This window comes from Streptomyces sp. NPDC041122, assembly GCF_055592445.1.
This window is the reverse complement of record NZ_JBVIYQ010000003.1, coordinates 730,350-755,987: the sequence shown is the minus strand read 5'-3', so window position 1 is coordinate 755,987 and position 25,638 is coordinate 730,350. Positions and strand designations below refer to the sequence as shown.

Below are 25,638 nucleotides of genomic sequence, written 5' to 3'. Positions count from 1 at the left end.
GGTCGGTCCCCTCCCTGTCCTTCCGCAGCTTAGTCCCGCAAGCGGGGACCGCTCATTCCAACTGCCGACACCGGGCCCCCTTCGCAGGGGAAGTCCTGACCTCGAACGCCGACAACTGCTCCAACCCGATGGTGCGAGACGATGTTCCCGCAGGCCAGGCAGTTACCCCCACCATCACTACGCCGATGGCGAACGTGAGGTGCCGCGGACCGCGTGTCGCCCCTTCCCACTAGGGATGTCTTACCCGTCAGACCTGACACTCCATGCGGCGCGCCCCGGTTCCCTCAGCTACGGGCGAACACCCTTGCGCCGCCGGGTACCCCCTTACGCCCCCTTTTCGGACGCGTAACGCGTTCAGACCGCTACCTTCCGTAACTCCGGTGCCTCGCGGGCTGTTTCTCCGACATGGCTCCCACAGTTCCTCAGCCCCGTATGCCGGCCGAGCGGAACGATCCGGTGCGGCGGTGGTACGAGAACGAGCTCGGCTGGGCGACCGCCCCCGGGCCCGGCCCGGTGCGTCTGGTGACGGGGCTGCGCTTCGACGTCCTGCAGCTGCCCGCGGAGGCGGGCTTCGCGGCGCTGCGGCACCTCGGGCCGAAGGCTCCGGTGGCGCTGCGCGGGGCAACGATGTGGCTCCTGGTCGGCGCGGGAAGCGCGGACGAGCTGCCGGGGCTGCTCGACTGGCTGGAGTGGGGAGGCATCCCGCTCGGCCTCACCGCGATCGGGGCGGGCGGGCGGATCGACGCGCCCACGCCCCCGGGGTGGTCCGGCTCGCGGGGGGCCGCCGTCTGGCTGCGACCCCCGGAGCCCGGCTGTGAGGTGGAGCCGACGCTGCCTGCGCCGGTGTCCCTGCCCGCGACCGCGGGGAGCGGCACCGCGCTCCGCAGCGACCCCGCCGTGGGCTCCGGTCTCGTACGGCTGGTGGACACGGCGGCGACGAACTGCCACCGGGTCCGGCTGCGGCGCCGCAGCCGTCAGCCGTTGGCCTTCTCGTAGGCCTCGCGAATGGAGGCGGGGACACGGCCGCGGTCGTTGACCTCGAAACCGTTCTCCTTCGCCCAGGCGCGGATCGCGGCGGTGTCCTGGCTGCCGCTGGACGCGGCCGCACGGGCCTTGCCGCGGCCGCCCGAGCCACGGCCTCCGGTGCGCCGACCGGCCTTGACGAAGTCCTCGAGGGCGCCTCGGAGCTTGTCCGCGTTGGCCGTGGTGAGGTCGATCTCGTAGGACTTGCCGTCCAGCGCGAACGTCACGGTCTCGTCTGCCTCGCCACCGTCGAGGTCGTCGACAAGAAGGACCTGAACCTTCTGTGCCACCGGATTTCCTTTCATCGATAACTGTGGGGCCGGGCCGCGCGGCACACGCCGCCGATTCCTCGGCCCCTTGTTATATGCAGTACTGCAGTACGTCGGAAAGCAAACCGCTTTTGCCGGAAAAACACAAACCCCTGGGAGAGACCGGGGACCCCGGGAAGCCCGGAAACGTGCGCGTTTCGGACATAGGGCACCGGGGCAGGCTGCCGCCAGGAATACCCGTGTTCCGTCCTTGCCCCGTTCACTGTTCCGTCACGCTTCCCGCCGCGGCGATCACAGATGCAGAAGCATCCGGCTGTTGCCCAAGGTGTTCGGTTTCACTCGTTCGAGGCCGAGGAACTCCGCGACGCCCTCGTCATAGGAACGCAGGAGCTCGCTGTAGACATCTCCGTCGACCGGAGTCTCGCCGATCTCCACGAAGCCGTGCTTCGCGAAGAAGTCGACTTCGAAGGTGAGACAGAAAACCTTGCGGACGCCGAGCCAGCCCGCGGTCTGGAGCAACTTGCCCAACAGTTGATGTCCCACTCCGGCCCCCTTGACCTCCGGGTTCACGGCGAGGGTGCGGACTTCCGCGAGGTCTTCCCACATCACGTGCAGAGCGCCGCAGCCGACCAACTCCGCGTTGTCGTCGCGTTCCGCCACCCAGAACTCCTGGATGTCCTCGTAAAGGGTCACCGTCGCTTTGTCCAGGAGGATGCGCTCGCGGACGTAGGAGTCGAGGAGCCGGCGCACGGCCGGCACATCGGAGGTTCGCGCCCTGCGGACGGAGACCGCTTTTGCGCTGAGTTCGCTGAGTTCGTTGCGTTCGTTGCGTTCGTTGCGTCCGGGGACCTCTGCTGGCATGAGCGGACGCTATCGCTCTGCGGCGCGCTCCGCCGAGCCGGGGTTCTCCGGGCCTTGGACGATACGCATCGCGTCGCTCAGCGCTTCGCGCTGTTCCTCCGACATCATGCCGAAGAAGGCGACGAGAGCGGCCGCGGGGTTGTCGCTCCGGGACCAGGCTTCGTTCATCAGTGCGGCTGCGTAGGCGGCGCGCGTGGAGACCGCCTCATATCGATAGGCGCGACCTTCCGCTTCGCGGCGCACCCAGCCCTTCTGATGGAGATTGTCCAAAACGGTCATGACGGTCGTGTACGCGATGGAGCGTTCCTGCTGAAGGTCTTCCAGGACTTCCCGAACGGTCACGGGGCGGTTCCACTTCCACACCCGCGTCATGACAGAGTCTTCGAGTTCTCCCAATGGACGAGGCACAGCAGAACAATAGTGGGAGACGTCACTATTGGCGTGATGTATGAGGGACGTGGCGTACCCCTAATTCTGCAACAAAAAGGGCGTACGACTCGAAACGCATGAGTCGTACGCCGGTGAGGGGCGGGCCGGCCGGGGTGCGGCGCCGGTCAGGCCCCGTTGGTCTTCGGGCTCTGGTGGACGGCTTCGGCGCGGGAGATCGCGGCGTCGACGGCCGCGTCCTCCTTGGTCTTGTTGGCGCCGCCCTGGGACTTCACGATCGTCACGATGAGCCAGGTGAAGAACACGGCCATCACTACCGGGGGCACGAGCGCGGAGACGTAGTCCATGCCCCCAGGGTAGCTAGCCCGCGGCGAGCTGGTGCGGCGGGGCCGCGGGCGCCTCTGGGCGGCGCTTCGGCGGGAAGACCTCCGCAGGGGTGGGGACCGGGCGGGGCGGCGCGGGGGTGGGGGCCGGACGGCGTTCGGCGGGCGTCTTGGGCCGGGGGGCCGCGGGGTCCGCCGCGTCGGAGGCGTAGGGGGCGTCGGGGGCGGCGGCGGTGGCGGACGCGTGCAGGCCGCCGGGCAGGGCGAGCAGGCGGGTGCGGGTACGGGTGGCGGGGGCGGGGATCGCGGCGCGCTCGGCCACGGGGACGGCGCGGCCCGCGAGACGGGCGCGCACGGACCGTTCGGCCAGGGCGCGGCAGCGGTCGAGGAGGACGGCGGCGACCGGGTTGCCGCGCAGGGCGCGCAGCGCCGCGAGGTCGTCCGCGCCGGGCAGGTAGCCGGTGGCGAGGACGTCGTCGAGGAGTCCGAGGTAGCCGGATGCGGTGCCGGGCAGTGCCGCGCGGTACCGGGCGAGGTCGGCCACGAGGAAGGCGCGCAGCCGGGCGCCCTCGCGCACCGCTTCGTCGACCGATTCGGCGAGACGCAGACAGTCCTGGACGTCCTCGTCCGCGGCGGGGCTGGGGTGCAGGGCGAGGGCCAGGGCGCGACGGAGCACACGCAGCTCCTCCGCGCTGAAGGCCATGCCGCCTCGGGATCCGTATGGCGTGGGCATGGACTGACGATACGCGCAAACTGGACAAAATCGGCTTAACGCCAGTGCGTGGCGTCTTCGCTGGGGTGGCTACTTCTGGGCCTGCGCCTTATTCGCGCCGCGTGCCCGCTTCGCGGGCTTTTCCCCGCCCGCCCTCTTCACCCCCGGGCGGGCTCGATGACCTCGTGGAGGGTGCGGGGCGGTCTCCTGTTGGGCCTGCGCTTTACTCGCGGCGCGTGCCCGCTGCGCGGGCTTCTCCCCACCCGCCCGCCCTCTTCATGCCCCGGGGCGGCCGGGGTTTCGTGGCGTCCTAGTCCGCGCGGCGGCGTAGCAAGGCGTAGGTCACCGCTCCTATGCCCAGCGCTGCCACCGCCGCGACCGCCAGCCACGGCAGGATGCCCGCGCCCGCCCCTGCCAGGGCCGGGGCGTGCGGCGGGGCCGCGGACACCGCCGTCCACGCGGCCGCCACCACAAAACGTCTCTTGCGCCTCATCCGCCCCAGCCCGCCCTACCCGCCCTAGCCCCCGTCCCTGCGCAGACTCTTGCAGAAGGCGGAGGGTAATGCACACGAGGGCAGCAGCAATCGGTCAGGAACGGGCGATGTTCCGCTCGTAGACGAGGCGGAGACCGATCAGCGTCAGCCATGGTTCGTGCTCGTCGATGACGGTCGCCTCGCCGAGCACCATCGGGGCCAGACCGCCCGTCGCGATCACCGTCACGTCGTCCGGATCGCCGCCCGCGCCCGCGAGTTCGCGCGCCATGCGATTCACGACCCCGTCGACCTGGCCCGCGAAGCCGTACAGGATGCCCGCCTGCATGGCCTCCACGGTGTTCTTGCCGATGACGCTGCGCGGCCGGGCCAGCTCGATCTTGCGGAGCTGCGCGCCCCGTACGCCGAGGGCCTCCACGGAGATCTCGATGCCGGGGGCGATGACGCCGCCCGCGTACTCCCCGCGCGCGGAGACCGCGTCGAAGGTCGTCGCGGTGCCGAAGTCGACGACGATCGCGGGGCCGCCGTAGAGCTCGACCGCCGCGACCGCGTTGATGATGCGGTCGGCGCCGACCTCCTTGGGGTTGTCCATGAGGATCGGGACGCCGGTCTTGATGCCCGGCTCGACCAGGACCGCGGGGACGTCCCCGTAGTACCTGCGGGTGACCTCGCGCAGCTCGTGCAGGACGGAGGGGACCGTCGAACAGATCGCGATGCCGTCGATGCCGTCGCCCAGCTCGTCGCCGAGCAGCGGGTGCATGCCCATCAGGCCCTGGAGCAGGACGGCGAGTTCGTCGGCCGTGCGACGGGCGTCGGTGGAGATGCGCCAGTGCTCGACGATGTCCTCGCCGTCGAAGAGGCCGAGGACGGTGTGGGTGTTGCCGACGTCGATGGTGAGGAGCATCAGTCCCGCACCGCTTCCCGCAGGTCGAGGCCGATGTCGAGGATCGGGGAGGAGTGCGTGAGCGCGCCGACCGCGAGGTAGTCGACGCCCCGCTCCGCGTACGCCCGGGCGTTCTCCAGGGTGAGGCGGCCGGAGGATTCGAGGAACGCGCGGCCCGCCACGATGGCGACCGCCTCCTCGGTCTCGCCCGGCGTGAAGTTGTCCAGGAGGATCAGGTCGGCGCCCGCGTCGACGACCTCGCGCAGCTGGTGCAGCGTGTCGACCTCGACCTCGATGGCGAGGCCCGGGAACTGCTCCCGTACGGCCTTGAAGGCCTCGGCCACGCCGCCCGCGGCGACCACGTGGTTGTCCTTCACCAGAGCCGCGTCGGAGAGCGACATGCGGTGGTTGACGCCGCCGCCCATGCGCACCGCGTACTTCTCCAGGGCGCGGTAGCCGGGCGTCGTCTTGCGGGTGTCGCGGACCTTCGCCTTCGTGCCCTCCAGCGCGTCCGCCCACGCGCGCGTGGCGGTCGCGATGCCCGACAGGCGGCACAGCAGGTTCAGCGCGCTGCGCTCGGCGGTGAGCAGGTCGCGGGTGCGGGTGGTGACGCTCAGCAGGACGTCGCCGGGCTCGACGCGGTCGCCGTCCTCGACGTGCCGCTCGACCTCGAACTCCTCTTCGCAGACCACGGAGAGGACCGCCTCGGCGACGCGCAGGCCCGCCACCGTGCCGGCCTCGCGCGCGGCGAAGTCCGCGGTGGCGACGGCGTCCTCGGGGATGGTCGCGTCCGTGGTGACGTCCACGCCGCCGGCCAGGTCCTCCTCGATGGCCATGTGCGCGATGTCCTCGATCTGCAGCGGGTCGAGGCCCGCCTCGGTCAGGAGCAGCGCGAGAGCGGGGTCGAGGCCGCACTCCAGGGGGTCGAACGCTTCGTCACCGCCGCCGCAGCCGCAGGCATCGCCGCAGCCACCGCCCGCGGCTGAGGGGCTGGCGAGGGGGAGGTCGTCGGGGGTGCTCACGGTCACTGCTCCTGGGGACTGGGACGGGTCGGAGGGAAGTCGTGGGTCTCGGTGGTGTGCGCCGCCAGCGTCCGGTCCGGATTCAGGCGTACGACGATGTGGCGCCGCCAGGCGGTGTCGTCGCGGTCGGCGTGGTCCTGGCGCCAGTGGCAGCCGCGCGTCTCCTCGCGCCGCTGGGCCGCGGCCACCAGGACCCGCGCGACGCAGAGGAGGTTGGTGGCCTCCCAGGTGTCCACGCCGGGCTCGGCGGTCTTGCCGTGTTCGGCGAGGGCGCCTGCGGCCTCGGCGTGGATGCGGGTCAGCTGGGCCGCGGCTTCGGTGAGGGACTCCGCGGAGCGCAGGACGCCGGCGCCCTCGGTCATGACGCGCTGGATGGCGAAGCGGGCCTCGGACGGCAGCAGCGGGTGCGTGGGCGTCTCGGGCTGGGTGACCGGGGCGGGCACGCGCGCGTGGAGGGTGTGCTCCGCGTGCCGCGCGACGATGTCGTCGGCGATGCGCTCGGCGTAGACCAGGCCTTCCAGCAGGGAGTTGGAGGCGAGCCGGTTGGCGCCGTGGACGCCGGTGCAGGCGACCTCTCCGCAGGCGTACAGGCCGGGGACGGTGGTGCGGCCGTGCCGGTCGGTGCGGACGCCTCCGGAGGCGTAGTGCGCGGCGGGGGCGATCGGGACCGGCTCGGTGACCGGGTCGATGCCGTGGGCGCGGCAGGCGGCGAGGATCGTCGGGAAGCGGCTGCGCCACATGTCGGCCCCGAAGTGCCGGGCGTCCAGGTACATGTGGTCGGTGCCCTTGTCGAGCATGCGGCGCGTGATGCCCTTGGCGACGACGTCGCGCGGCGCGAGCTCGGCCAGCTCGTGCTGTCCGACCATGAAGCGCACGCCGTCGGCGTCCACGAGGTGGGCGCCCTCGCCCCGGACGGCTTCGGAGACCAGCGGCTGCTGGCCCTCGGCGTCCGCGCCGAGGAAGAGCACCGTGGGGTGGAACTGCACGAACTCCAGGTCGGAGACCTCGGCGCCGGCCCGCAGGGCGAGCGCGACGCCGTCGCCGGTGGAGACGGAGGGGTTGGTCGTCGCCGAGAAGACCTGGCCCATGCCGCCGGTCGCGAGGACCACCGCGGGGGCGTGGACGGCGCCCACGCCGTCGTGCTGCCCCTCCCCCATGACGTGCAGGGAGACGCCGGCGGTGCGGCCCTCGGCGTCGGTCAGGAGGTCGAGGACGAGGGCGTTCTCGACGGTCGGTATGCCGCGCGCGCGGACCGCCTCGACCAGGGCGCGGGAGATCTCCGCACCGGTCGCGTCGCCGCCGGCGTGCACGATGCGGCGGCGGTGGTGGCCGCCCTCGCGGGCCAGCTCGATGACGCCTTCGTCGTCCCGGTCGAAGTGGGCGCCGGTCTCCATGAGGCGGCGTACGGCGCCGGGGCCCTCGGTGACGAGGGTGCGCACGGCCTCCTCGTCGCACAGGCCCGCGCCCGCCACGAGCGTGTCGTCCAGGTGCTGTTCGGGGGTGTCGCCCTCGCCGAGCGCCGCGGCGACGCCGCCCTGCGCCCAGCGGGTGGAGCCGTCGTCGAGGCGGGCCTTGGTCACCACGACGGTCTTCAGGCCGGCCGCCGAGGCGCGCAGGGCGGCCGTCAGACCGGCCACTCCGGAGCCGACGACCACGACGTCGGCGTCGAGGGACCAACCGGGGGCGGGTGCGTACAGCCGTATGCCGGTGGCGCTCATGCGGGGACTCCGTTCAACCGTACGGACGCTGTGCTCGGTCGCGGGTGGCGCGCGCTCATACGGCGGCTCCGAACGTCAGCGGGATGTTGTCGATCAGTCGCGTCGAGCCGACCCGGGCGGCGACGGCGAGGACGGCCTCGCCCTGGTGGCCGGGGCGGACCTCGGTGAAGTCGGCGGGGTCCACCAGCGCCACGTAGTCCAGCTCCAGCGGGGGGCTCAGGCGGGCCGCGTCGTCCAGGACGAGGCGGGCGGCCGCGACGACGGCGGCGGGTCCCGCGGACGCGGAGGGCTCCGCGGAGTACGCCACCGCGTGCGCGTCGGCCGCCGCGCGGGACTCGCCGATCTCGCTGAGGGCGACGGCACGCGCGCGCGTGGCGGGGGCGCTCGCGGCACGCGCGCGCAGGGCCTCCTGTGCGGCGTGCCGGTCGCGGCCGGCGAAGAGGGCCTGGGAGAGGGCGAGGGCGGTGCGCCGCTCGTCCGGGGAGAGGTAGCGGTTGCGGCTGGAGAGGGCCAGGCCGTCGTCCTCGCGGACGGTGGGGACGCCGACGATCTCCGCGGGGAAGTTCAGGTCGCGGGCCATGCGGCGGATCAGGGCGAGCTGCTGGGCGTCCTTCTGCCCGAACAGGGCAACGTCGGGCGCGGTCAGGTGCAGCAGCTTGGCGACGACGGTGAGCATGCCGTCGAAGTGGCCGGGCCGGGTGGCGCCCTCCAGGACGGTGCCCATGGGGCCCGCGGTGATGCGGACCTGGGGCTCGCCGCCGGGGTAGACCTCGTCCACGGCGGGGGCGAACACGACGTCCGCGCCCGCCTGTTCGGCGATCTTGACGTCGGCTTCGAGGGTGCGGGGGTAGCGGTCGAGGTCCTCGCCCGCCCCGAACTGCAGGGGGTTCACGAAGACGGTGACGACGACCTCGCCCTCGGGGCCCGCGGCGCGGCGGGCGGCGCGGATCAGCGAGGCGTGTCCGTCGTGCAGGGCGCCCATGGTCATGACGACGGCCCGGCGGCCCGCACGCGCGCGTGTGCGGAGGGCCGCGGCGGTGTGCAGCAGGTCGACGCTCATCGGGTCGGGGCGCGTCGGGCCGGTGCTCATCGGTCTCCCCCTTCGGTGCCGCCGGTGCCGGCCGCGCCGTGGGCGAGGACGCCGAGGAGGTCCTCGGCGAGCTCCGGCTTGAGCAGGCCGTGGGCGAGGGCGCGGTCGGCGGTGGCGCGGGCCATCGCGAGATAGCCGGCGACGGTCTGCGGGGCGTGCTTGCGCAACTCCGCGACATGCGCGGCGACGGTACCGGCGTCGCCGCGCGCGACGGGGCCGGTGAGGGCGGCGTCGCCGGAGCGCAGGGCGTTGTCGAGGGCGGCGCCGAGCAGCGGGCCGAGCATCCGGTCCGGGGCGGTGACGCCGGCGTCCCGGAGCAGGTCCATGGACTCGGCGACCAGTGTGACCAGGTGGTTCGCGCCCAGGGCGAGGGCCGCGTGGTAGAGCGGGCGCTTCTCCTCGGCGATCCACTCGGGTTCGCCGCCCATCTCGATGACCAGCGCCTCGGCGGCGAGCCGCAGTTCCTCGGGCGCGGTGACGCCGAAGGAGCAGCCGGCGAGGCGCTGGACGTCGACGGCGGTGCCGGTGAACGTCATGGCGGGGTGCAGCGCGAGCGGCAGGGCGCCGGCGCGCAGGGCGGGGTCGAGGACCTGGGTGCCGTACCGCCCGGAGGTGTGCACGAGGAGCTGGCCGGGGCGGACGGCGCCGGTCTCGGCGAGGCCCTCGACGAGGCCGGGCAGCGCGTCGTCGGGGACGGTCAGGAGGACCAGGTCGGCGCGGTCCAGGACCTCGGCGGGCGGGACGAGGGGCACGTCGGGAAGCAGGGCGGCGGCTCGTCGTACGGAACTGTCGGAGACCCCGGACGCGGCCACCGGGCGGTGCCCGGCGAGCTGCAGCGCCGCGGCGAGGGCGGGGCCGACCCGGCCCGCTCCCACGACTCCCACGGTGAGCCTCGCGGGGCGGTCCCGCGGGTCTGGCTGATGCGATGCGTTCACGCTGCGGCGCCTTCCGTTCCAGTCCGCTCGGGGTACCGGACGATTTCTCGTCATGTTAACGCGATCGGTCGGCGCCGCGTCTGCCGCTGTCCACAGGCTGGGGGTATTCGTATGACCGGAGGCCGCGGGCGGTCCATGCTCTGAGGATGCCCTCCCACAGCGCAGTCGAAGAGCGGTCCGAGCCACCGGAACGGCTCCCGTCGGACCGGCGCCGCGCCGCCCACCGGGGCGCGGCCCGCACCCTGCACCGCGCCGCCGTCCACATCCCGCTGACCGAGCGCCTCTCGGCCCTGGCGGCCGCCGCCCCCGAGGTCGTCGGCCCGGACGAGCCCGCCGACCTGTACGGCGACTCCGTCGTGGCCGCCCTGGAGGCCGAGGTCGCGCGGCTGCTCGGCACGCAGGACGCGGCGTTCTTCCCGACCGGCACCATGGCGCAGCAGGTCGCGCTGCGCTGCTGGGCGGGCCGTACCGGGAACGCCACCGTGGCGCTGCACCCGAAGGCGCACCCCGAACTCCACGAGGGCGGCGCCTTCTCCGTGCTCAGCGGGTTGCGGACGGTGCACCCGACGGGCGAGCCGCGGCTGCCGACGGCGGACGAGGTGCGGGACTTCGAGGAGCCCTTCGGGGCGCTGATGCTCGAACTGCCCCTCCGGGACGTCGGTTACGTCCTGCCGGAGTGGGAGGAGCTGACGGCGGTCGTGGCGGCGGCCCGCGAACGGGACGCCGTCGTGCACTTCGACGGCGCCCGTCTGTGGGAGTGCACGGACCACTTCGGGCGCGGCCTCGACGAGATCGCCGGGCTCGCCGACTCGGTGTACGTGTCGTTCTACAAGTCCCTCGAAGGGCTGGGCGGCGCCGCGCTGGCCGGTCCGCGCGCGCTCGTGGCGGAGGCCAGGGTGTGGCGCCACCGCTACGGGGGGCAGGTGTTCCAGCAGTTCCCCACGGCGGTCTCCGCGCTGCTCGGCCTGAAGCACGGGCTGCCCCGGCTGCCCGGGTACGTGGCCCACGCGCGCGTGGTCGCCGAGGCGCTGCACGAGGGGTTCGCGGCGGCCGGGGTGCCCTTCTCGCGCGTCCACCCCGAGCGCCCGCACACCCATCAGTTCCAGGTGTGGCTGCCGTACGCGCCGGAGGTGCTGGACGAGGCCTCCGTGGCGCAGGCCGAGGAGACCGGCACGCTGCTCTTCGGGCGCTGGTTCCCGGACGGCCCGCCCGGCCTCTCGGTCACGGAGGTCACCGTGACCGAGGAGGGCCTGGCGTGGACGGCCGACGACGTCAAGGAAGCGGTCGCGGAGTTCGTGCGCCGGCTCCCCCGTTGAGCCGGCCGCCGTGCGCGAGCCGGGCCAGGGCGGCACGGAACCGGCCGTGGGCGGGGCGTTCCGCCACCACGGCACGGAAGCGTCCGTAGTCGCGGACCTCGCGGACGGCCTGCCAGTCGCCCTGGCCGGGGGCGGGCGGCGTCGGGGCGCCGTGCTGGGCGGCGCGGTAGGCGTCGAGGAGGTACTGCTGGGTGACGCTCATGGCGGAACACCTCTCGTAATAAATGGTACTTAACGGACATCGATGGGCTGGGGGTGCCGGAGGGGATGGTCGGATGCGGGTTGGCGGCTGTCGGTCGGGGAGCGCGGGCCCGCCGGGTGGCGGGGCGGCTCCTCGTCGTCGGCCCCCGTCCTCGGAACGCGGCGGCTCCCCGTCCGTACGGGGCGTCGGTCGCGGCGACGCTGCCGCGTTTTCCGATGACCACAGCTTGCTCCCGCCGCCCCGCCGGCGTCGCGTCGATTGACGTGCACCGTCAATCGACGGCCGCGCTGTCGGTGGCACGGTGCACCATGGGGCCATGAGCGTGCGCATCGACATCACCGGGCTGACCCAGGAGCGCATTCACGTCGTGCCCTCCCCCCTGGCCGAGCTCGGCATGGCGCTGCACGCGCTGTCCGAGCCGGGCCACCACCCGGGGCTCCAGGGGTGGGTGACGGCCGTCTCCGCGCGCCTGGACCCGTGCCTGGCGGACCGCATGTGCGAGGCCGACTTCCTGTGGCGCACGACGTTCTCGGACGTGTTCGCGCCGTTCGCCGGCGTCCAGGGGATGAACACCCTGCCCGGCGCCACGCTCGCCGAGGAGCTCGACCTGCTGGACAAGCTGACCGACGAACAGTTCGTGGACGCCGCCCTGGAGTTCACCTGTCAGTCGACGTACTCGGAGCCGAACCGCGACATCCTGGCCGACCCCGCCGTGCAGCGCCGCGCGCTCGACCTGGCGGCGGCCCGCGGGCCCCAGCAGGTGCGGTTCACCAAGCGGCTGCTCAGCGACCCACCGGTCGTCCGCGCGTGGCTCCGCACCCTCCTGGAGGACTGCGAGGAGGCGTTCTTCGCGGACACCTGGGCCCGGCTGCACCATCAACTGGCCGCGGACGCCCGGCACAAGACCGACCTGCTGCGGCGCAAGGGCCTCGCGGAGACCCTGAAGGCGGTCTCCGGGGCGCTCTCCCTCGACGAGAGCGGCCGGACCATCACCGTCGACAAGATCACCGAAGGCCAGACCCACACGGCCTCCGGAGGCCTCGTCCTCGTCCCGACCAGCCTCGGCTGGCCGCACCTCATGGTCCTGCACCGCAAGGGCTGGCAGGCGTCGGTCACGTACCCCGTCAACAGCCCCGGCCTCACCTCGCCGCCCACGGTCGAGCAGCTCACCCGCCGCATGGCCGCGCTCGCCCACCCGGTGCGGATGCGGCTGTGCCGGCACCTCGCGCGCGGGGCGTACACCACGAGCGAGCTGGCCGACTCGCACGGCATGTCGGCGCCGGAGATATCCCGGCACCTGAGCGTCCTGAAGAAGGCCGGCCTGATCACCACCCGGCGCCGCGGGCGCTATGTGCAGCACCAGCTGGACATCAGCGTGGTCTCACGCCTCGGCAGCGACTTCATCGAGGGCGTCCTGCGGTAGGCCGAGGGCGTCTTGCGTCGGACCGAGGTCACCCCGCGACAGGCGCGGGCCTACGCGCCCCCGGCCCGCACGAGCCCCGTCTCGTACGCGAGGACGACGACCTGCACCCGGTCCCGCAGCTCCAGCTTGGTCAGGATGCGTCCGACGTGCGTCTTCACGGTCGCCTCCGACAGGACGAGGCGCGCCGCGATCTCGCCGTTCGACAGGCCCTGCGCGACCAGGATCATGACCTCGCGCTCACGGTCGGTGAGCCGCTCCAGCCGCTTGTTCCGCGGCTGTCCGCCGGTGTTCGGCAGCATCGGCGCGAAGCGGTCGAGGAGCCGGCGCGTGGTGGACGGCGCGACCACCGCGTCGCCGCTGTGCACGGAGCGGATCGCGGCGAGCAGCTCGCCCGGCGGCACGTCCTTGAGCATGAAGCCGGACGCGCCCGCCTTCAGCCCCGAGAAGGCGTACTCGTCGAGGTCGAAGGTGGTCAGGATCAGCACCTTCGGGGGGTTCGCGTCCTGGCAGATGCGCCGGGTCGCCTCCACGCCGTCCAGCTTCGGCATGCGGACGTCCATCAGCACCACGTCGACCGCGGTCGACCGCAGCACCTCAAGGGCCTCGACGCCGTCACCCGCCTCGGCCACGACGTCCATGTCCGGCTGGGCGGCGAGCACCATCCGGAACCCGGTGCGCAGCAGCACCTGGTCGTCGACGAGCATCACGCGGATCGACATCGAGGGGTCCCTTCGGGGGAGTTGCGGGGAGGTTGCGGGAAGTCGGGAAGTTCGGTGCGGTCTTCAGTGTGCGGGCTTGAGCGGCAGCAGCGCGCTGATGCGGAACCCGCCGCCGGGGCGCGGCCCCGCGTCCAGGGTGCCGCCGACCATGCCGACGCGCTCCCGCATGCCGATCAGGCCGTGCCCGCTTCCGTCGGCCCCGCCGTCCTCGTACAGCTCGTGCGGCGCGCCCTTGCCGTCGTCCTCGACGAGCAGCCCCAGGCCGTCGTCGAAGTAGACCAGGCGCACGCTCGCCCCCGCGTTCTCCCCGCCGTGCTTGCGGGTGTTGGTGAGCGCCTCCTGCACGATGCGGTAGGCGGTCAGTTCGACGCCGCTGGGCAGCGGGCGCGGGGTGCCCTCCACCTTGAAGTCGACGGGCAGCCCCGCCGTACGGACCTGTTCGATGAGCTCGTCGAGCTGCTCGACGTCGGGCTGCGGGACGTACTCGCCGCTCTCCTCGGGCTCGCCGGTGCGCAGCACGCCGAGCAGCCTGCGCATCTCGGCCAGCGCCTGCCTGCCGGTGCCCGAGATGGTCTCCAGGGCCTTCCTTGCCTGGTCGGGCGCGCTGTCCAGGACGTACGCGGCGCCGTCGGCCTGGACCACCATCACGGAGACGTTGTGCGCGACGACGTCGTGCAGCTCGCGGGCGATCCGGGCCCGCTCGGCGGCCACCGCGACCTTCGACTGCGCCTCGCGCTCCTTCTCCAGGCGGTCGGCGCGCTCCTCCAGCTGGGCGAGGTAGGCGCGGCGGGTGCGGATGGAGTCGCCGAGGACCCAGGCGAGGGCGAAGGGCACTATCTGGAAGATCGTGAAGAGGACGTTGCCGACGGCGCTGGTGTTCTCCGTCGGCCAGCGCATCATGGCGAGCGGTGCCGCGCACAGGCCGCCGATCAGCGCGAACCGTGAGGCCCACGTCGCGCCGACGGCCGCCGCCGTGTAGATGATCACCAGCATCGCGAAGTCCGCGGGCATCGTCCGCACGTCGAAGACGAGCTGGACGAAGCCGATGACCGCGGCGAGCACCAGCATCTTCCCGGGCGCCCGCCGACGCAGCGCCACCACCACGGAGAGGCCGACGGCGACCGGGATCGCCGCGACGCCCGGGTCGTATCCGTTCCCCTCGGAAATCGTCACCAGACCGATCCCGGAGATCCCGAGGAGGACGAAGGCCCAGAAGCCGTCGACCCATGTCGGGTGTCTGCGGAAGAAGTCATAGAGGCGCTGCACGTAACCCAGCGTAGGCAGCCCCGCGAGCCCCTCGGGTCAACCGGAGGTCCGATCCCTGTCGGGCACATGTACTCCCCAAGGTGGAGGCCCGCTTACCCTGCGGGCTGTGACGAACGACGACACCGGGGCGGGCACGCGCGCCCCGCGCGGCTGGCGCGAGGCGACGGAGGCCGCCCTGTACGGCCCCGACGGCTTCTACCGCTGCCCCGAGGGGCCCGCGGCCCACTTCCGCACTTCCGTGCACGCCTCGTCCCTGTACGCGTCCGCCGTGGCACGTCTGCTGTGCCGGCTGGACGCGGCGCTCGGTCACCCGGACGAGGTGGCCTTCGTGGACATGGGGGCGGGCCACGGCGAACTGACCACGGGCGTCCTGGCGGCGCTCCCCGCCGACGTGGCGGCACGCGTACGCGCGTACGCGGTGGAGCGCGCCGGGCGCCCGGCCGGTCTCGACCCGCGCATCGACTGGCGGGCCGCGCCGCCCGTCGGCGTCACGGGGCTGCTCTTCGCCAACGAGTGGCTGGACAACGTCCCCCTGGACGTCGTCGAGGTGGCGCCCGACGGGACGCCCCGTCTCGTGCTCGTGGACGACGCCGGCGCCGAGTCGCCCGGCGGCCGCGTCGAGGGGCCGGACGCCGACTGGCTGGCGCGCTGGTGGCCGCCGGCCTCCGAGCCCGGTCTGCGCGCGGAGATCGGCCGCCCCCGAGACGAGGCGTGGGCGGCGGCCGTGGGGGCCCTGGGGCGCGGTCTCGCGGTCGCGGTCGACTACGCCCACGCCCGGGACGCCCGGCCGCCGTTCGGGACGCTGACGGGCTTCAGGGCGGGCCGCGAGACGGCGCCCGTGCCCGACGGCAGCTGTGACATCACCGCCCACGTGGCGCTGGACGCCTGCGCGGGCGAGGGCGCGGCGCTGCTCGACCAGCGGGCGGCCCTCGGCGCGCTCGGCGTGAGCGGCGGACGCCCGCCGCTGGCCCTCGCCTCCAGCGACCCGGCCGGCTACGTACGGGCCCTCGCGCGCGCGGGCGAGGCGGCGGAGCTCACCGCGCCCGGCGGCCTCGGCGACTTCGGCTGGCTGCTGCAGCCGGTGGGCGTGGACCTGGCGGCCGTGCTGCCTGAGTCGGTCGCGCCGGAGGAGGGGGCGACCGATGCGAGGTCGACCGCTGCGGGAGCGGGTGGCGCGGGAGCCGCGGGCCTACTTGTCGATGTCCCCGACCACGAAGAAGAGTGACCCGAGGATCGCCACCATGTCCGCGACCAGCTGCCCCGGGAGCAGCTCGGCCAGCGCCTGGATGTTGTTGTACGAGGCCGAGCGCAGCTTCAGGCGGTACGGGGTCTTCTCGCCCTTGCTGACGAGGTAGTAGCCGTTGATGCCGAGGGGGTTCTCGGTCCACGCGTAGGTGTGGCCCTCCGGCGCCTTGAGGACCTTGGGCAGGCGCTGGTTGATGGGGCCCTGCGGGAGCTCCGCGAGCCGGTCGAGACAGGCGTCCGCGAGGTCGAGGGCGTTGTGCGTCTGCTCCAGGAGGCACTCGAAGCGGGCCAGGCAGTCCCCCTCCTGGCGCGTGACGACCTTCAGGGTGTCCTGGAGTTGCCCGTACGCGAGGTACGGCTCGTCACGGCGCAGGTCGAAGTCGACTCCGGAGGCGCGGGCGATGGGGCCACTCACTCCGTAGGCGTGCACCGCCTCGGCCGTGAGGACACCGACACCGCGCGTACGGCCGCGGAAGATCTCGTTGCCGAGCACCAGACGGTCGTACACGTCCATCCGCGAACGCACCGACGCGACGGCCGCACGCGCGCGCGTGGGCCACCCGGCGGGGAGGTCCTCCTTGAGGCCGCCCACACGGTTGAACATGTAGTGCATGCGGCCGCCGGAGATCTCCTCCATCACGTTCTGGAGCTCCTCGCGCTCGCGGAACGCGTGGAACACCGGGGTGATGCCGCCCAGTTCGAGCGGGTACGACCCGAGGAACATCAGATGGTTGAGCACGCGGTTCAGTTCGGCGAGCAGGGTGCGCATCCAGACGGCCCGCTCGGGCACCTCCATGCCGAGCATCCGCTCCACGCCGAGCACGACACCCAGCTCGTTCGAGAACGCCGACAGCCAGTCGTGGCGGTTGGCCAGCATCACGATCTGCCGGTAGTCCCGGGCCTCGAAGAGCTTCTCCGCGCCGCGGTGCATGTAGCCGATGACCGGCTCCGCGTGCTGGATGCGCTCGCCGTCCAGGACCAGGCGCAGGCGGAGCACGCCGTGTGTGGACGGGTGCTGGGGGCCGATGTTGAGCACCATGTCGGTGCTCTCGGCCGCCCCGCCGATGCCGAGCGTGGTCTCCGTGGGGGTCTGCGGCGTGGTCTCCGTCGTGGGACTCATGGCGACAGTCTCTCGTACGGGCGGCCGGGCGCAGCGGCGTGGGCGCCCGGCTGTCACAGGGCGTACGTACGCTGGGGGCATGGAAACGGGGACGGCGGGGCCCGCAGGACCGGTGGACGACGCGCGTGCGGAGCCAGTGTGGACCGGGCTGCCGCGCGGGCTGCTGCGGCTGCGGCGGCTCCTCCTGGTGGTCTGGCTGGTGCCGCTCGCGGCCGCCGTCGGTGTGCTGCTCGGCCTCTTCGCGGGCCCGGCCTGGGCCGCCTTCGCGCTGGTGCCGCTCGCCGCGGTGGCCTGGGGCTGGCCGGTCCTCGGACGGAACTGGCGCTCGTGGCGGTACGCGGAGCGCGCCGACGACCTGCTCATCAGCCGGGGCGTGCTCTGGCACGAGGAGACGGTGGTGCCCTACGGCCGGATGCAGCTCGTCGAGGTCACGTCCGGCCCGGTGGAGCGGCGCTTCGGCCTGGCGAGCGTCCAGCTGCACACGGCCGCGGCGGCCACCGACGCGTGCATCCCCGGCCTCCTCCCCGAGGAGGCCGAACGCCTCCGCGACCGCCTGACGGAGCTCGGCGAGGCCCGATCGGCGGGGCTGTGAGCGGGGTCCGGGAGAACGGTGAGGCCGAGGGCCGCGAGGTGCTCGGGGGCGCCGACGCGGGCGGCACGGACGCGGACGGCACCGACACGGACGGCACCGACACGGGCGGCACGCCGACCGCCACGAAGACGGACCACGCCACCGGAGACGACGCCACGGGACGCGGTACCGGAGGCGACACCGGAAGCGAGCGGCGGCTGCACCCCGTCACGCCGCTGCGCCGCGCCTGGGCGCCCTTCGCGATCGTGGTCGGCTGGGCGGTCCACGATCCGAACGGCGCGCAGCAGCGCCTCTCCCAACTGACCGCCACCACCCTGCTCCTGGCCGGCGCCGCCGTCACCCTCGGCGGCGCCCTCTACGGCTTCCTGAGCTGGTGGTTCACCCACTTCTCGGTCACCGACACCGAACTGCGCATCCGCACCGGCCTGTTCTTCCGGCGCACCGCCCACATCCGGCTCGACCGGCTCCAGGCCGTCGACGTGACGCGACCGCTGCTCGCGCGTCTCGCGGGCGTCGCCAAGCTCAAGCTGGACGTCGTCGGCGCGGAGAAGAAGGACGAGCTGGCCTACCTGGGCGAGCGCGAGGCCGCCGAGCTGCGGGCCGAACTGCTCGCGCGGGCGGCCGGTTTCGCCCCCGAGCAGGCGCGCGAGGTCGGCGAGGCGCCCGTACGGGACCTGCTGCACGTGCAGCCGCGCATGCTCGCGGTCTCGCTGCTGCTGACCGGCGGCCCGTGGGCGCTGCTCATCGCCGCGCTCGTGGTGCCCACGTTCCTCTGGCTCGCCACGCACAACGCCTGGACGGTCCTCGCGACCGCCGTCCCCATGCTGGGCGGCGCGTTCGCGAGCAGCGGCGGCCGCTTCATGAAGGAGTACGACTGGACGGTGGGCGAGTCCCCGGACGGCCTCCGCATCGACTACGGCCTGCTCGACAAGGCCCACGAGACGGTGCCGCCGGGCCGCGTGCAGACCGTGCACATCGTGCAGCCGCTGCTGTGGCGGCGGCTCGGGTGGGTGCGGGTCGAGCTGGACGTGGCGGGGTCGGCCAACGGCGTCCTGGTGCCGGTGGCGCCGCGCGCGCAGGCGGCCGCGGTGATCGGCCGGATCCTGCCGGGCGTGCGGGTGCCGGACGCGGACGAGCTCGTACGGCCGCCCGCGCGCGCGGCGTGGTGCGTGCCGCTCTGGTGGAAGGGGTACGGGCTCGCGATCACCGAGGAGGTCTTCGCGGCACGCCATGGCCTGCTCAAGCGCCGCCTCTCGCTGGTACCGCACGCGAAGGTGCAGAGCGTGCGGCTCTCCCAGGGCCCGTGGGAGCGGTACAAAGACGTGGCCGACGTACGGGTGGACACGGGCGCCAACAAGACGGTGACGGCCCGCCTGCGCCCCACGAAGGACGCGAGGGCCCTCCTCGCCGCCCAGGCGGACCGCTCCCGCACAGGCCGCAGACAGGCCCGCCCGGACCGCTGGATGTCCTGACACCCCTCACCAGGACGCGGGCAGCACCCCATACAGCTCAGGGGCGCGGGGAACCGCGCAAAAAACCGCCAAACCCAGCGGAGCGCTCACGCGCGCAAGGCCGTCCTCAGTCCCGCCACATCGATCTGTTCCGTCTCGTCATGGGCCGTCAGGTCGATGACCTGGCCGACACCCCGCGCCGCGTCGTCCTCGGGCGCGTTCTTGAACTCGCCCTCGGCCTCCGCCTTGTGGACCGCGAGGGCCTCCTCGCCCACCACGTCGGCGAGGTCCTCGTTCTGCACGGCCTCCAGCGCCGCAGGCGCCACGTTCTTCGTGCCGAAGAAGTCGAAACCGCCCTGGGGAACGGGGCGCCGCACCTGCGCGGGCGGCGCGACGGCGACCGCGCGCTCGTGCCCGCCCTGTCCGTCGGCCGCCCCGGGCTTCCCCCGCGACTCGCCCTCCGCCTCGGACGGAGCCCCGGGCGCCGTCCGCGGGGTCATGCGGTCGAGCGCCGCGTTGGCCCGCAGGAACAACGACGGCGTGGGACTCGTACCGGGCCTTTCCGAACGGCCGGCGGAAGCGGAGGCCCCACCACCGGAACGCTCCCCGGAAGCCGCCCCGGCCGCACGCCCCGGCACCTCACCGCGCCCCGGCGCCTCACCCTGCACCGGCACGGACCCCCGAACCGGCGCCCCGCCAGGCACCACGGGCACCAAGTCCTCGGCACCACTGCCGGAACCGGAAGAACCGGGGGCCGCTCCGGAGGAGTCGCCCCGCACCGAGCCCTCGGCAGACCCCGAGCCCGCAGCCGGCCCCGCGCCCGTGCCCGCCGCGGGCAACGCCGGCGTCGGCGAAGATGCCTCGATGGCGAGCAGCCGCCGCCCCTCCAGGGCGCTGGCCCGCTCCGTCTCGGCGGTGGCGTACCGCCGCAGCAGCGCCGCGTGTTCGTTGCGCAGCGCCGCCAGCTCGGACCGCTTGGCGCGCAGCTTCGTCTCCAGGCGCGCCCGCAGCTCGCGGGACTCCTCGAGGTCGGACTCGGCCTCGGCTATCCGTTCCTCGTGGCGCCACTCGTCGCTGGCGCGGGCCCGGCCGAGCTCGGCGACGCGCTTGCCGGCCGCCTGGTCCCAGCGCCGCATGACGACCGAGCCGACGACGGCAGCGGCGGCCGCGGCCGCAACCAGACCGCGGAGCACGATCGGTTCCGCGAACATCCAGGCGCTGCCCGCGCTGAGGACGGAGACGCCGGCGATCGTCGACGGAGGAAGCAGCCTGTGCAGGGGTGGGGAATGGCGGTGACGTCCACGTGGCATGGCCAGAAACTTACCGCGCGTAGGCGAAGTGTGGTGCCCCGCCCGGCAAAAAGCAGGCGTCTCATCCATATCCCGCCACAACTCCCCACCCCTCGGCCGCATTGCTCCAGCGGTCAACTTCCGCGGTGACCATGCGACTTCTCCGGCATTTTCTTGATCAACTTCTCCTCGGCCCCGCGCCCGCGCCGGAGAACGGGGCCGAGAACGAGTCCAGCAACGGGACCGGGAACGGGACCGGGAACCCGGTCCCTAGATCAGGCCCTTCGACTTCAGATACTCGTTCGCGACATCCGCTTCCTTCTGCCGCTCCTCGTCGACCTTCCGGTTGAGTTCGATGAGGTCGTCCGTCGTGAGCGTCTCCGTCAGCTTCCCGAGCGCGTCGGCTATCTCCTTGCCGCCGGCCTCCTTGGCGTTCACCACGGGAAGGATGTTGTCCGCGTTCTGCAGCTTCTTGTCGTCCTGAAGGATGACGAGGTCGTAGTTCTTCAGCGTCGCGTCGGTCGTCGTGGTCAGCACCAACTGGTCCGTGCCGTTCTTGACGGCCTGCTTGGACTGCGTGGTGCCGACGCCCTTGGGGTCGATTCCGTCGACGTCGATGCCGTACTTCGACTTCAGGCCCGGCGCGCAGAACGGCCGGGTCTCGCATTCGTCGCCCGCCGCGATCTTGACCTTCTCGCCCGACCTGCCGAGATCCGAGAGGGTCTTGAGCTTGTGCTTCTTCGCGTATTCCCTGGAGACCGCGAACGCGTTCTGGTCGACCGCCTTGCCGGCCGGAAGCACCTTCAGGCCCTGCGGCTTCGCGAGCTTCTCAAGGGCGCTCACCGTGGTGTCCAGATCGCTGGAGGCCACGGTCTTCGCCTTCGGGCCGTTCTTCTCCAGGTTGAGGAATTCCGCGAGCGTCGCCGCGTATTCGGGCGCGACGTCGATGGAGCCCTTCTTCAGTTCGGGCTTGTAGATCTCGCGGTTCTGCACGGTCTTGACCTGCGCGTCATAACCGGCGTGCGACAGGACGCCCGCATACAGCTCGGCGAGCACCTTCTGTTCGGTGAACCGCGCGGAGCCCACCACGATCGATCCCTTGCCGCCATCGCCCGCCTTGTCCGACCCCTTGTCCTCCAGGTCGTCCCCGCCGCACGCGGCGAGTCCCGCGGTCAGCGCCACCACGGCCGCGGCCGCCCCTGCCATCCGTCGCGCGCGACGCGTTGTGCTGTTCATCGGTGAACCACCATTTCGAAAGGGAAGGAACAAAACTCGCCGTACCGGCCCGCGTCCTAGCGCCGCATCGGGTCGAAGAGGCGTCCGGCCGCCACCAGGACGCCCTCGACCAGCAGCGCGAGCAGCGCCACGAGGACGGCGCCCGCCACCACTTGGGGGGTGTTCTGCAGGTTGAAGCCGGCCGTGATGATCCGGCCGAGGCCGCCCTCGCCCGCCATCGCGGCGAGCGTGGCCGTGGCGACGACCTGCACGCCGGCGGACCGGACGCCGGTCATGATCAGCGGGTACGCGAGCGGCAGCTCGACCCGCGCGAACAACTGGCCGCCGCTCATGCCCATGCCGCGCGCCGCCTCCACCACCGACCGGTCCACCTCGCGCATCCCGAGGTAGGCGTTGGTGAGCAGCGGCGGGACGGCGAACAGCACCAGCGCGATCAGCGTCGGCGCGTCGCCGTGCTCACCGAGCGGGGTGAGGGTGAGCAGGATCAGCAACGCCAGCGTGGGCACCGCGCGGCCGACGTTGGAGATGTTGACCGCGAGGGCGCCGCCCCGGCCGATGTGGCCGAGGTAGAGCGCGAGGGGCAGCGCGATGGCGCAGGCGACCGCGAGGCAGACCCCGCTGAAGTACAGGTGCTCGGCGAGGCGGTGCCACACCCCCTTCTCGCCCTGCCAGTTGGCGCCCGTGGTCAGCCAGTCGTACGCCCCGGTGATCGCGTTCATGCAGGCTCCGCCACCTCGGCCGTGGCCGCCTTCCGCGCGGCACGGCTCGTCCGTATTCGTTGGGCCCTCGTCCACGGCGTCAGCCACCGCTGGAGCCCCAGCAGCAGCAGGTCGGCGACGACGGCGAGGAGCACGCAGAGCACCGAGGCCGTGAGCACCTGGGCCTTGAAGGTCGTGTCGAGGCCGTCGAGGATGAGGGTGCCGAGGCCGCCGTAGTCCACGATGGCGCCGACGGTGGTCAGGGCGACCGTGGAGACCGTGGTGATGCGGATGCCGGCCAGCAGGGCGGGCAGCGCGAGCGGCAGCTCCACCTCCCACAGCAGCCGCACCGGCCCGTACCCCATCCCCTTGGCGGCGTCCCGCGCCTCGTCGGGGACGGCCTGGAGCCCGGCCAGGATGTTCCGCACGAGGACCGTCAGGGAGTACAGCACGAGGCCCGTGACGACCAGCGAGGCCGAGAGCCCGAAGAAGGGCAGCAGCAGCGAGAACATCGCCAGCGAGGGGATCGAGTAGAGCACGGTCGTCACGCCCAGGATCGGTCCCGCGAGGAACCGCAGGCGGCGCGCGAGCAGCGCGAGGGGCAGGGCGACCGCGACGCCGATGGCCACGGAGACGACCGTGATTCCCACGTGTTGCAGGGTCGCGTCGATCAGCTCCTGGCTGCGGGAGCGGAGATATTCCCCGCAGATCCAGTCGTTCGTCACCAGACAGTTCTGCTCGGCCACGCGCCCCACCTCCCCCGAATCCCCGGACGTATGCCGTACACACGTCCCCCCGTGTTCTGGCGACCCTAACGCGCGGCACCGACAATCGCAGAGACTCCCCGTGCGGCCGCGGAGACTCGTTGTACTGCCGCAACATGGCCTTAACGCAAAGCCCGCCACCGCCCTCCACAATGGGGAACCATGATCCGGTTCGAGCACGTCACCAAGCGCTACGACGACGGCACCACGGCCGTCGACGACTTGTCCTTCGAGGTCGCCGAGGGCGAACTGGTCACGCTCGTGGGCCCGTCGGGCTGCGGCAAGACGACGACCATGAAAATGGTGAACCGGCTCATCGAGCCGAGCGAGGGCCGGATATACGTCGACGGCGACGACATATCCGGAATCGATCCCGTGCAACTCCGGCGCCGTATCGGCTATGTGATCCAGCAGGTGGGTCTCTTTCCGCACAAGACGGTGCTGGAGAACACGGCGACCGTCCCGCACCTGCTCGGCGTGAAGCGTGGCAAGGCCCGTGAGCGCGCGGCCGAACTCCTCGACCTGGTCGGTCTCGACCCGTCGGTCTTCGGCGCCCGCTATCCCGAGCAGCTCTCCGGCGGACAGCGCCAACGCGTCGGCGTGGCCCGCGCCCTGGCGGCCGACCCGCCGGTGCTCCTGATGGACGAGCCCTTCGGAGCGGTCGACCCGGTGGTGCGCGAGCACCTGCAGAACGAGTTCCTGCGGCTCCAGCAGTCGGTGCGCAAGACGGTGCTCTTCGTCACGCACGACATCGAGGAGGCGGTCCGGCTCGGCGACCGCATCGCCGTCTACGGCGCGGGGCGCGTCGAGCAGTTCGACACCCCCTCGACGGTCCTCGGTGCCCCCGCCAATGAGTACGTGGCCGACTTCGTCGGCGCGGACCGGGGTCTGAAGCGGCTCTCCGTGACGCCCATCGAGGAGGGCGACCTGGAGCAGCCCCCCGTGGTGCACCTGGACGACCCGCTGCCCAAGGAGCTCGACGCCCGCTGGGCGGTCGTCCTGGACGGTGAGAACAACCTGCACGGCTGGATCTCCGCCGAGCACGCGCGCGGGGGCAGCGGCACGGTGCGCGCGCACGCCCGTCGCATGGAGGCCTGGCTCCCGGTCGGCGCGAGCCTGAAGCAGGCGTTCGCGACGATGCTCCAGCACGACGCGGGCTGGATCGCGGTCATCGACAAGGACAGCGAGGGCCGCTTCCTCGGTGTGCTGACGCCGGCCCGGCTGCACGAGGCGCTGCGCCGTTCGACGGCGGCGGAGGCGCGCGACATCGCGCGCGCGGAGGTCGAGCTGGAGTCGGTGACGGCCATCGGCACGGACTGAGCCGTCGGCGTACCGGCTCAGTCCGCGCTGAGCCGGCCGCTCATCCACTCCAGGCTCGCCGGGATCTCCCTGCGCCAGGTGTTGAAGTTGTGCCCGCCGCTGTCGAGCGTGATCGACGACATGCGGGTGGGGGCCTTCACCTTGCCGATGAACTCCTGGGTGTCCTCGTAGTTGTCCTCGCCCTTCTTGCTGCTGGTCACCAGGAGCGAGGTCTTGGGCGGCGGCATGTGGTCGAGGTACCACATGAGGTCGGCGCGCTTCTGCAGGTCCTTGTCGCCGTGGAAGAGATCGCCGGTGGTGACGTCGATGGGCGCCTTGTAGTACGCGGACAGGCCCACCCCCGCGGCGTACGTGCCCGGGTGGTGCATGGCGAGCTTCAGGGCGCAGTAGCCGCCCGTGGAGTCGCCGATGATGCCCCAGTTCTCCGGCTTGACGCCCACCCTGTAGTGGTCGGACACGGCGCGCGGCAGGTCGTCGGCGAAGAACGTCTCGGTCTGCGGGCCGCCGGGGATGTCCACGCACTCGGTGTCGCGCGGCGGGGCGACGGTCGGCCGCATCATGATGAGGATCATCGGCTGCATCTTGCCGTCGGCCGCCTGCTTGTGGGCGGTCTGCGGGTAGTGCAGGCCCTTGATGAGCGCCTCGGCGGTGCCCGGGTAGCCGGTGAGCGCGACGGCCGCGGGGAACTTCCGGTTCTTGTACTGCGGCTGGAAGTACTCGGGCGGCAGGTAGACGTAGGCCGGGCTGGCGATCTTCGACTGGGCGCCGCTGACCTCGATCTTCTGGATCTGGCCCCCGGTGACGGGCCGGCTGCCGCCCGGCACGTTCACGGGCTGGGTGTCGACGACCTTGACGGGACCGTCTCCTTTGGCCGGATCGTGGTCGACCACCAGTCCGGGCGCCGTCTCCTGGCCGAAGAGGTCGGCCCAGGTGGCGTAGAAGCCGAAGGCCTGGTTGGCGGCCAGGCCCACCGAGGCGAATATCGCGAGCTGGGTGGCGATGAGCAGCCCGACGCGGCCGGTGACCGCCTTCCAGCTGCGGCGGGCGAGCCGCGGCCAGAGCCAGATGGTGCCGACGAAGAGCAGTACGGCCAGCAAGACCGCAAGGCCGAGGATCTTGTTGCTCGTGAGACCCATGGGGTGTTCCTGCCTGCGCTTTCTACCTGTGCCGGGCAACGTGCCCCGGCGTGACCGGACCCGGGCCCGAACCGTGCCGACGCCTGCCGGGGGCTTGCCAGAGCTTTTCCATCGGTTTCCGGTCGGGAATGAACCCGGCTCCCGGAAG

Annotated in this window: 27 protein-coding genes; 7 read left to right on the top strand and 20 right to left on the bottom strand. The window is 72.5% G+C overall.

Annotation, left to right across the window (positions count from 1 at the left end):
• The first annotated feature begins 432 nt into the window (after positions 1-432).
• A complete protein-coding gene (locus ACZ6B8_RS15845) occupies positions 433-996 on the top strand; it encodes an SCO3374 family protein (RefSeq protein WP_471087586.1) in 564 nt (187 codons plus the stop codon).
• Here ACZ6B8_RS15845 and ACZ6B8_RS15840 read toward each other — a convergent pair.
• From ACZ6B8_RS15840 to ACZ6B8_RS15790, 11 genes are all read right to left on the bottom strand, one after another.
• On the bottom strand, positions 975-1,313 hold the full coding sequence (locus tag ACZ6B8_RS15840; RefSeq protein WP_355811185.1) for a histone-like nucleoid-structuring protein Lsr2: 339 nt from the start codon (positions 1,311-1,313) through the stop codon (positions 975-977). The genes ACZ6B8_RS15845 and ACZ6B8_RS15840 overlap by 22 nt on opposite strands.
• Before the next feature lie 270 nt (positions 1,314-1,583).
• Positions 1,584-2,153, bottom strand: coding sequence for an amino-acid N-acetyltransferase (locus ACZ6B8_RS15835; protein ID WP_471087583.1), 570 nt, complete (start codon positions 2,151-2,153; stop codon positions 1,584-1,586).
• A gap of 9 nt (positions 2,154-2,162) precedes the next feature.
• A complete protein-coding gene (locus ACZ6B8_RS15830) occupies positions 2,163-2,549 on the bottom strand; it encodes a BlaI/MecI/CopY family transcriptional regulator (RefSeq protein WP_358778474.1) in 387 nt (128 codons plus the stop codon).
• A 158-nt stretch (positions 2,550-2,707) separates the two neighbouring features.
• Positions 2,708-2,887 carry a hypothetical protein gene (locus ACZ6B8_RS15825; RefSeq protein ID WP_471087580.1) on the bottom strand — a complete coding sequence of 60 codons (180 nt, stop codon included), beginning with the start codon at positions 2,885-2,887 and terminating at the stop codon, positions 2,708-2,710.
• Positions 2,888-2,900: 13 nt separating this feature from the next.
• Positions 2,901-3,596 carry a hypothetical protein gene (locus ACZ6B8_RS15820; RefSeq protein WP_471607538.1) on the bottom strand — a complete coding sequence of 232 codons (696 nt, stop codon included), beginning with the start codon at positions 3,594-3,596 and terminating at the stop codon, positions 2,901-2,903.
• A 289-nt stretch (positions 3,597-3,885) separates the two neighbouring features.
• Positions 3,886-4,068: a hypothetical protein gene (locus ACZ6B8_RS15815; RefSeq protein WP_471607537.1), complete on the bottom strand. Its 183-nt coding sequence runs from the start codon at positions 4,066-4,068 to the stop codon at positions 3,886-3,888.
• Positions 4,069-4,162: 94 nt separating this feature from the next.
• Positions 4,163-4,969, bottom strand: coding sequence for a type III pantothenate kinase (locus ACZ6B8_RS15810; RefSeq protein WP_471087571.1), 807 nt, complete (start codon positions 4,967-4,969; stop codon positions 4,163-4,165).
• Positions 4,969-5,970, bottom strand: a complete 1,002-nt coding sequence (gene nadC / locus ACZ6B8_RS15805; protein ID WP_471087568.1) for a carboxylating nicotinate-nucleotide diphosphorylase — start codon at positions 5,968-5,970, stop codon at positions 4,969-4,971. The genes ACZ6B8_RS15810 and nadC overlap by 1 nt, the downstream gene beginning before the upstream one ends.
• A gap of 2 nt (positions 5,971-5,972) precedes the next feature.
• Positions 5,973-7,688, bottom strand: a complete 1,716-nt coding sequence (locus ACZ6B8_RS15800; RefSeq protein WP_471607536.1) for an L-aspartate oxidase — start codon at positions 7,686-7,688, stop codon at positions 5,973-5,975.
• 55 nt (positions 7,689-7,743) lie between these two features.
• A complete protein-coding gene (panC, locus tag ACZ6B8_RS15795; protein ID WP_471087703.1) occupies positions 7,744-8,748 on the bottom strand; it encodes a pantoate--beta-alanine ligase in 1,005 nt (334 codons plus the stop codon).
• A 26-nt stretch (positions 8,749-8,774) separates the two neighbouring features.
• Entirely contained in the window at positions 8,775-9,713 is a 939-nt protein-coding gene (locus ACZ6B8_RS15790) for a Rossmann-like and DUF2520 domain-containing protein (protein WP_471087561.1), read from the bottom strand.
• Between the two features lie 146 nt (positions 9,714-9,859).
• Here ACZ6B8_RS15790 and ACZ6B8_RS15785 point away from each other — a divergent pair, with 146 nt between their 5' ends.
• Positions 9,860-11,029 (top strand): threonine aldolase family protein, encoded by a 1,170-nt coding sequence (locus ACZ6B8_RS15785; RefSeq protein ID WP_471087557.1) that lies wholly within the window; start codon positions 9,860-9,862, stop codon positions 11,027-11,029.
• Here ACZ6B8_RS15785 and ACZ6B8_RS15780 read toward each other — a convergent pair.
• Positions 10,986-11,231, bottom strand: a complete 246-nt coding sequence (locus tag ACZ6B8_RS15780) for a hypothetical protein (RefSeq protein WP_471087553.1) — start codon at positions 11,229-11,231, stop codon at positions 10,986-10,988. The two genes, ACZ6B8_RS15785 and ACZ6B8_RS15780, sit on opposite strands and share 44 nt — an antisense overlap.
• Before the next feature lie 316 nt (positions 11,232-11,547).
• On the opposite strand from ACZ6B8_RS15780, the gene ACZ6B8_RS15775 reads away from it, so the two are divergent.
• Positions 11,548-12,654 carry a DUF5937 family protein gene (locus ACZ6B8_RS15775; protein ID WP_471087550.1) on the top strand — a complete coding sequence of 369 codons (1,107 nt, stop codon included), beginning with the start codon at positions 11,548-11,550 and terminating at the stop codon, positions 12,652-12,654.
• Between the two features lie 50 nt (positions 12,655-12,704).
• Here ACZ6B8_RS15775 and ACZ6B8_RS15770 read toward each other — a convergent pair whose 3' ends face one another.
• Positions 12,705-13,373, bottom strand: a complete 669-nt coding sequence (locus ACZ6B8_RS15770; protein ID WP_471087547.1) for a response regulator transcription factor — start codon at positions 13,371-13,373, stop codon at positions 12,705-12,707.
• Positions 13,374-13,436: 63 nt separating this feature from the next.
• Positions 13,437-14,639 carry a sensor histidine kinase gene (locus ACZ6B8_RS15765; protein ID WP_471087544.1) on the bottom strand — a complete coding sequence of 401 codons (1,203 nt, stop codon included), beginning with the start codon at positions 14,637-14,639 and terminating at the stop codon, positions 13,437-13,439.
• A 106-nt stretch (positions 14,640-14,745) separates the two neighbouring features.
• On the opposite strand from ACZ6B8_RS15765, the gene ACZ6B8_RS15760 reads away from it, so the two are divergent.
• Entirely contained in the window at positions 14,746-15,864 is a 1,119-nt protein-coding gene (locus tag ACZ6B8_RS15760; protein ID WP_471087540.1) for an SAM-dependent methyltransferase, read from the top strand.
• Here ACZ6B8_RS15760 and ACZ6B8_RS15755 read toward each other — a convergent pair.
• The gene (locus tag ACZ6B8_RS15755) at positions 15,829-17,004 is read right to left on the bottom strand and encodes an NADH-quinone oxidoreductase subunit D (RefSeq protein WP_471087537.1); all 1,176 of its coding nucleotides are present in this window, start codon (positions 17,002-17,004) and stop codon (positions 15,829-15,831) included. The genes ACZ6B8_RS15760 and ACZ6B8_RS15755 overlap by 36 nt on opposite strands.
• Before the next feature lie 79 nt (positions 17,005-17,083).
• Here ACZ6B8_RS15755 and ACZ6B8_RS15750 point away from each other — a divergent pair, with 79 nt between their 5' ends.
• On the top strand, positions 17,084-17,596 hold the full coding sequence (locus ACZ6B8_RS15750) for a PH domain-containing protein (protein ID WP_471087534.1): 513 nt from the start codon (positions 17,084-17,086) through the stop codon (positions 17,594-17,596).
• Positions 17,593-19,068, top strand: a complete 1,476-nt coding sequence (locus tag ACZ6B8_RS15745) for a PH domain-containing protein (protein WP_471087530.1) — start codon at positions 17,593-17,595, stop codon at positions 19,066-19,068. The genes ACZ6B8_RS15750 and ACZ6B8_RS15745 overlap by 4 nt, the downstream gene beginning before the upstream one ends.
• 86 nt (positions 19,069-19,154) lie before the next feature.
• Here ACZ6B8_RS15745 and ACZ6B8_RS15740 read toward each other — a convergent pair whose 3' ends face one another.
• The 4 genes from ACZ6B8_RS15740 to ACZ6B8_RS15725 all read right to left on the bottom strand — a co-directional run bounded on the left by ACZ6B8_RS15740 (position 19,155) and on the right by ACZ6B8_RS15725 (position 23,016).
• The gene (locus tag ACZ6B8_RS15740; RefSeq protein WP_471607535.1) at positions 19,155-20,357 is read right to left on the bottom strand and encodes a hypothetical protein; all 1,203 of its coding nucleotides are present in this window, start codon (positions 20,355-20,357) and stop codon (positions 19,155-19,157) included.
• A gap of 249 nt (positions 20,358-20,606) precedes the next feature.
• Entirely contained in the window at positions 20,607-21,572 is a 966-nt protein-coding gene (locus ACZ6B8_RS15735) for an ABC transporter substrate-binding protein (RefSeq protein ID WP_471607534.1), read from the bottom strand.
• 56 nt (positions 21,573-21,628) lie between these two features.
• Positions 21,629-22,291, bottom strand: a complete 663-nt coding sequence (locus ACZ6B8_RS15730; protein WP_362374785.1) for an ABC transporter permease — start codon at positions 22,289-22,291, stop codon at positions 21,629-21,631.
• A complete protein-coding gene (locus ACZ6B8_RS15725) occupies positions 22,288-23,016 on the bottom strand; it encodes an ABC transporter permease (protein ID WP_471607533.1) in 729 nt (242 codons plus the stop codon). Before ACZ6B8_RS15725 ends, ACZ6B8_RS15730 begins: the two co-directional genes overlap by 4 nt.
• A gap of 180 nt (positions 23,017-23,196) precedes the next feature.
• On the opposite strand from ACZ6B8_RS15725, the gene ACZ6B8_RS15720 reads away from it, so the two are divergent.
• The gene (locus tag ACZ6B8_RS15720) at positions 23,197-24,354 is read left to right on the top strand and encodes an ABC transporter ATP-binding protein (protein WP_471607532.1); all 1,158 of its coding nucleotides are present in this window, start codon (positions 23,197-23,199) and stop codon (positions 24,352-24,354) included.
• Positions 24,355-24,371: 17 nt separating this feature from the next.
• On the opposite strand, the gene ACZ6B8_RS15715 is transcribed toward ACZ6B8_RS15720, so the two are convergent.
• The gene (locus tag ACZ6B8_RS15715; RefSeq protein WP_471607531.1) at positions 24,372-25,490 is read right to left on the bottom strand and encodes an alpha/beta hydrolase; all 1,119 of its coding nucleotides are present in this window, start codon (positions 25,488-25,490) and stop codon (positions 24,372-24,374) included.
• Positions 25,491-25,638 lie beyond the last annotated feature (148 nt).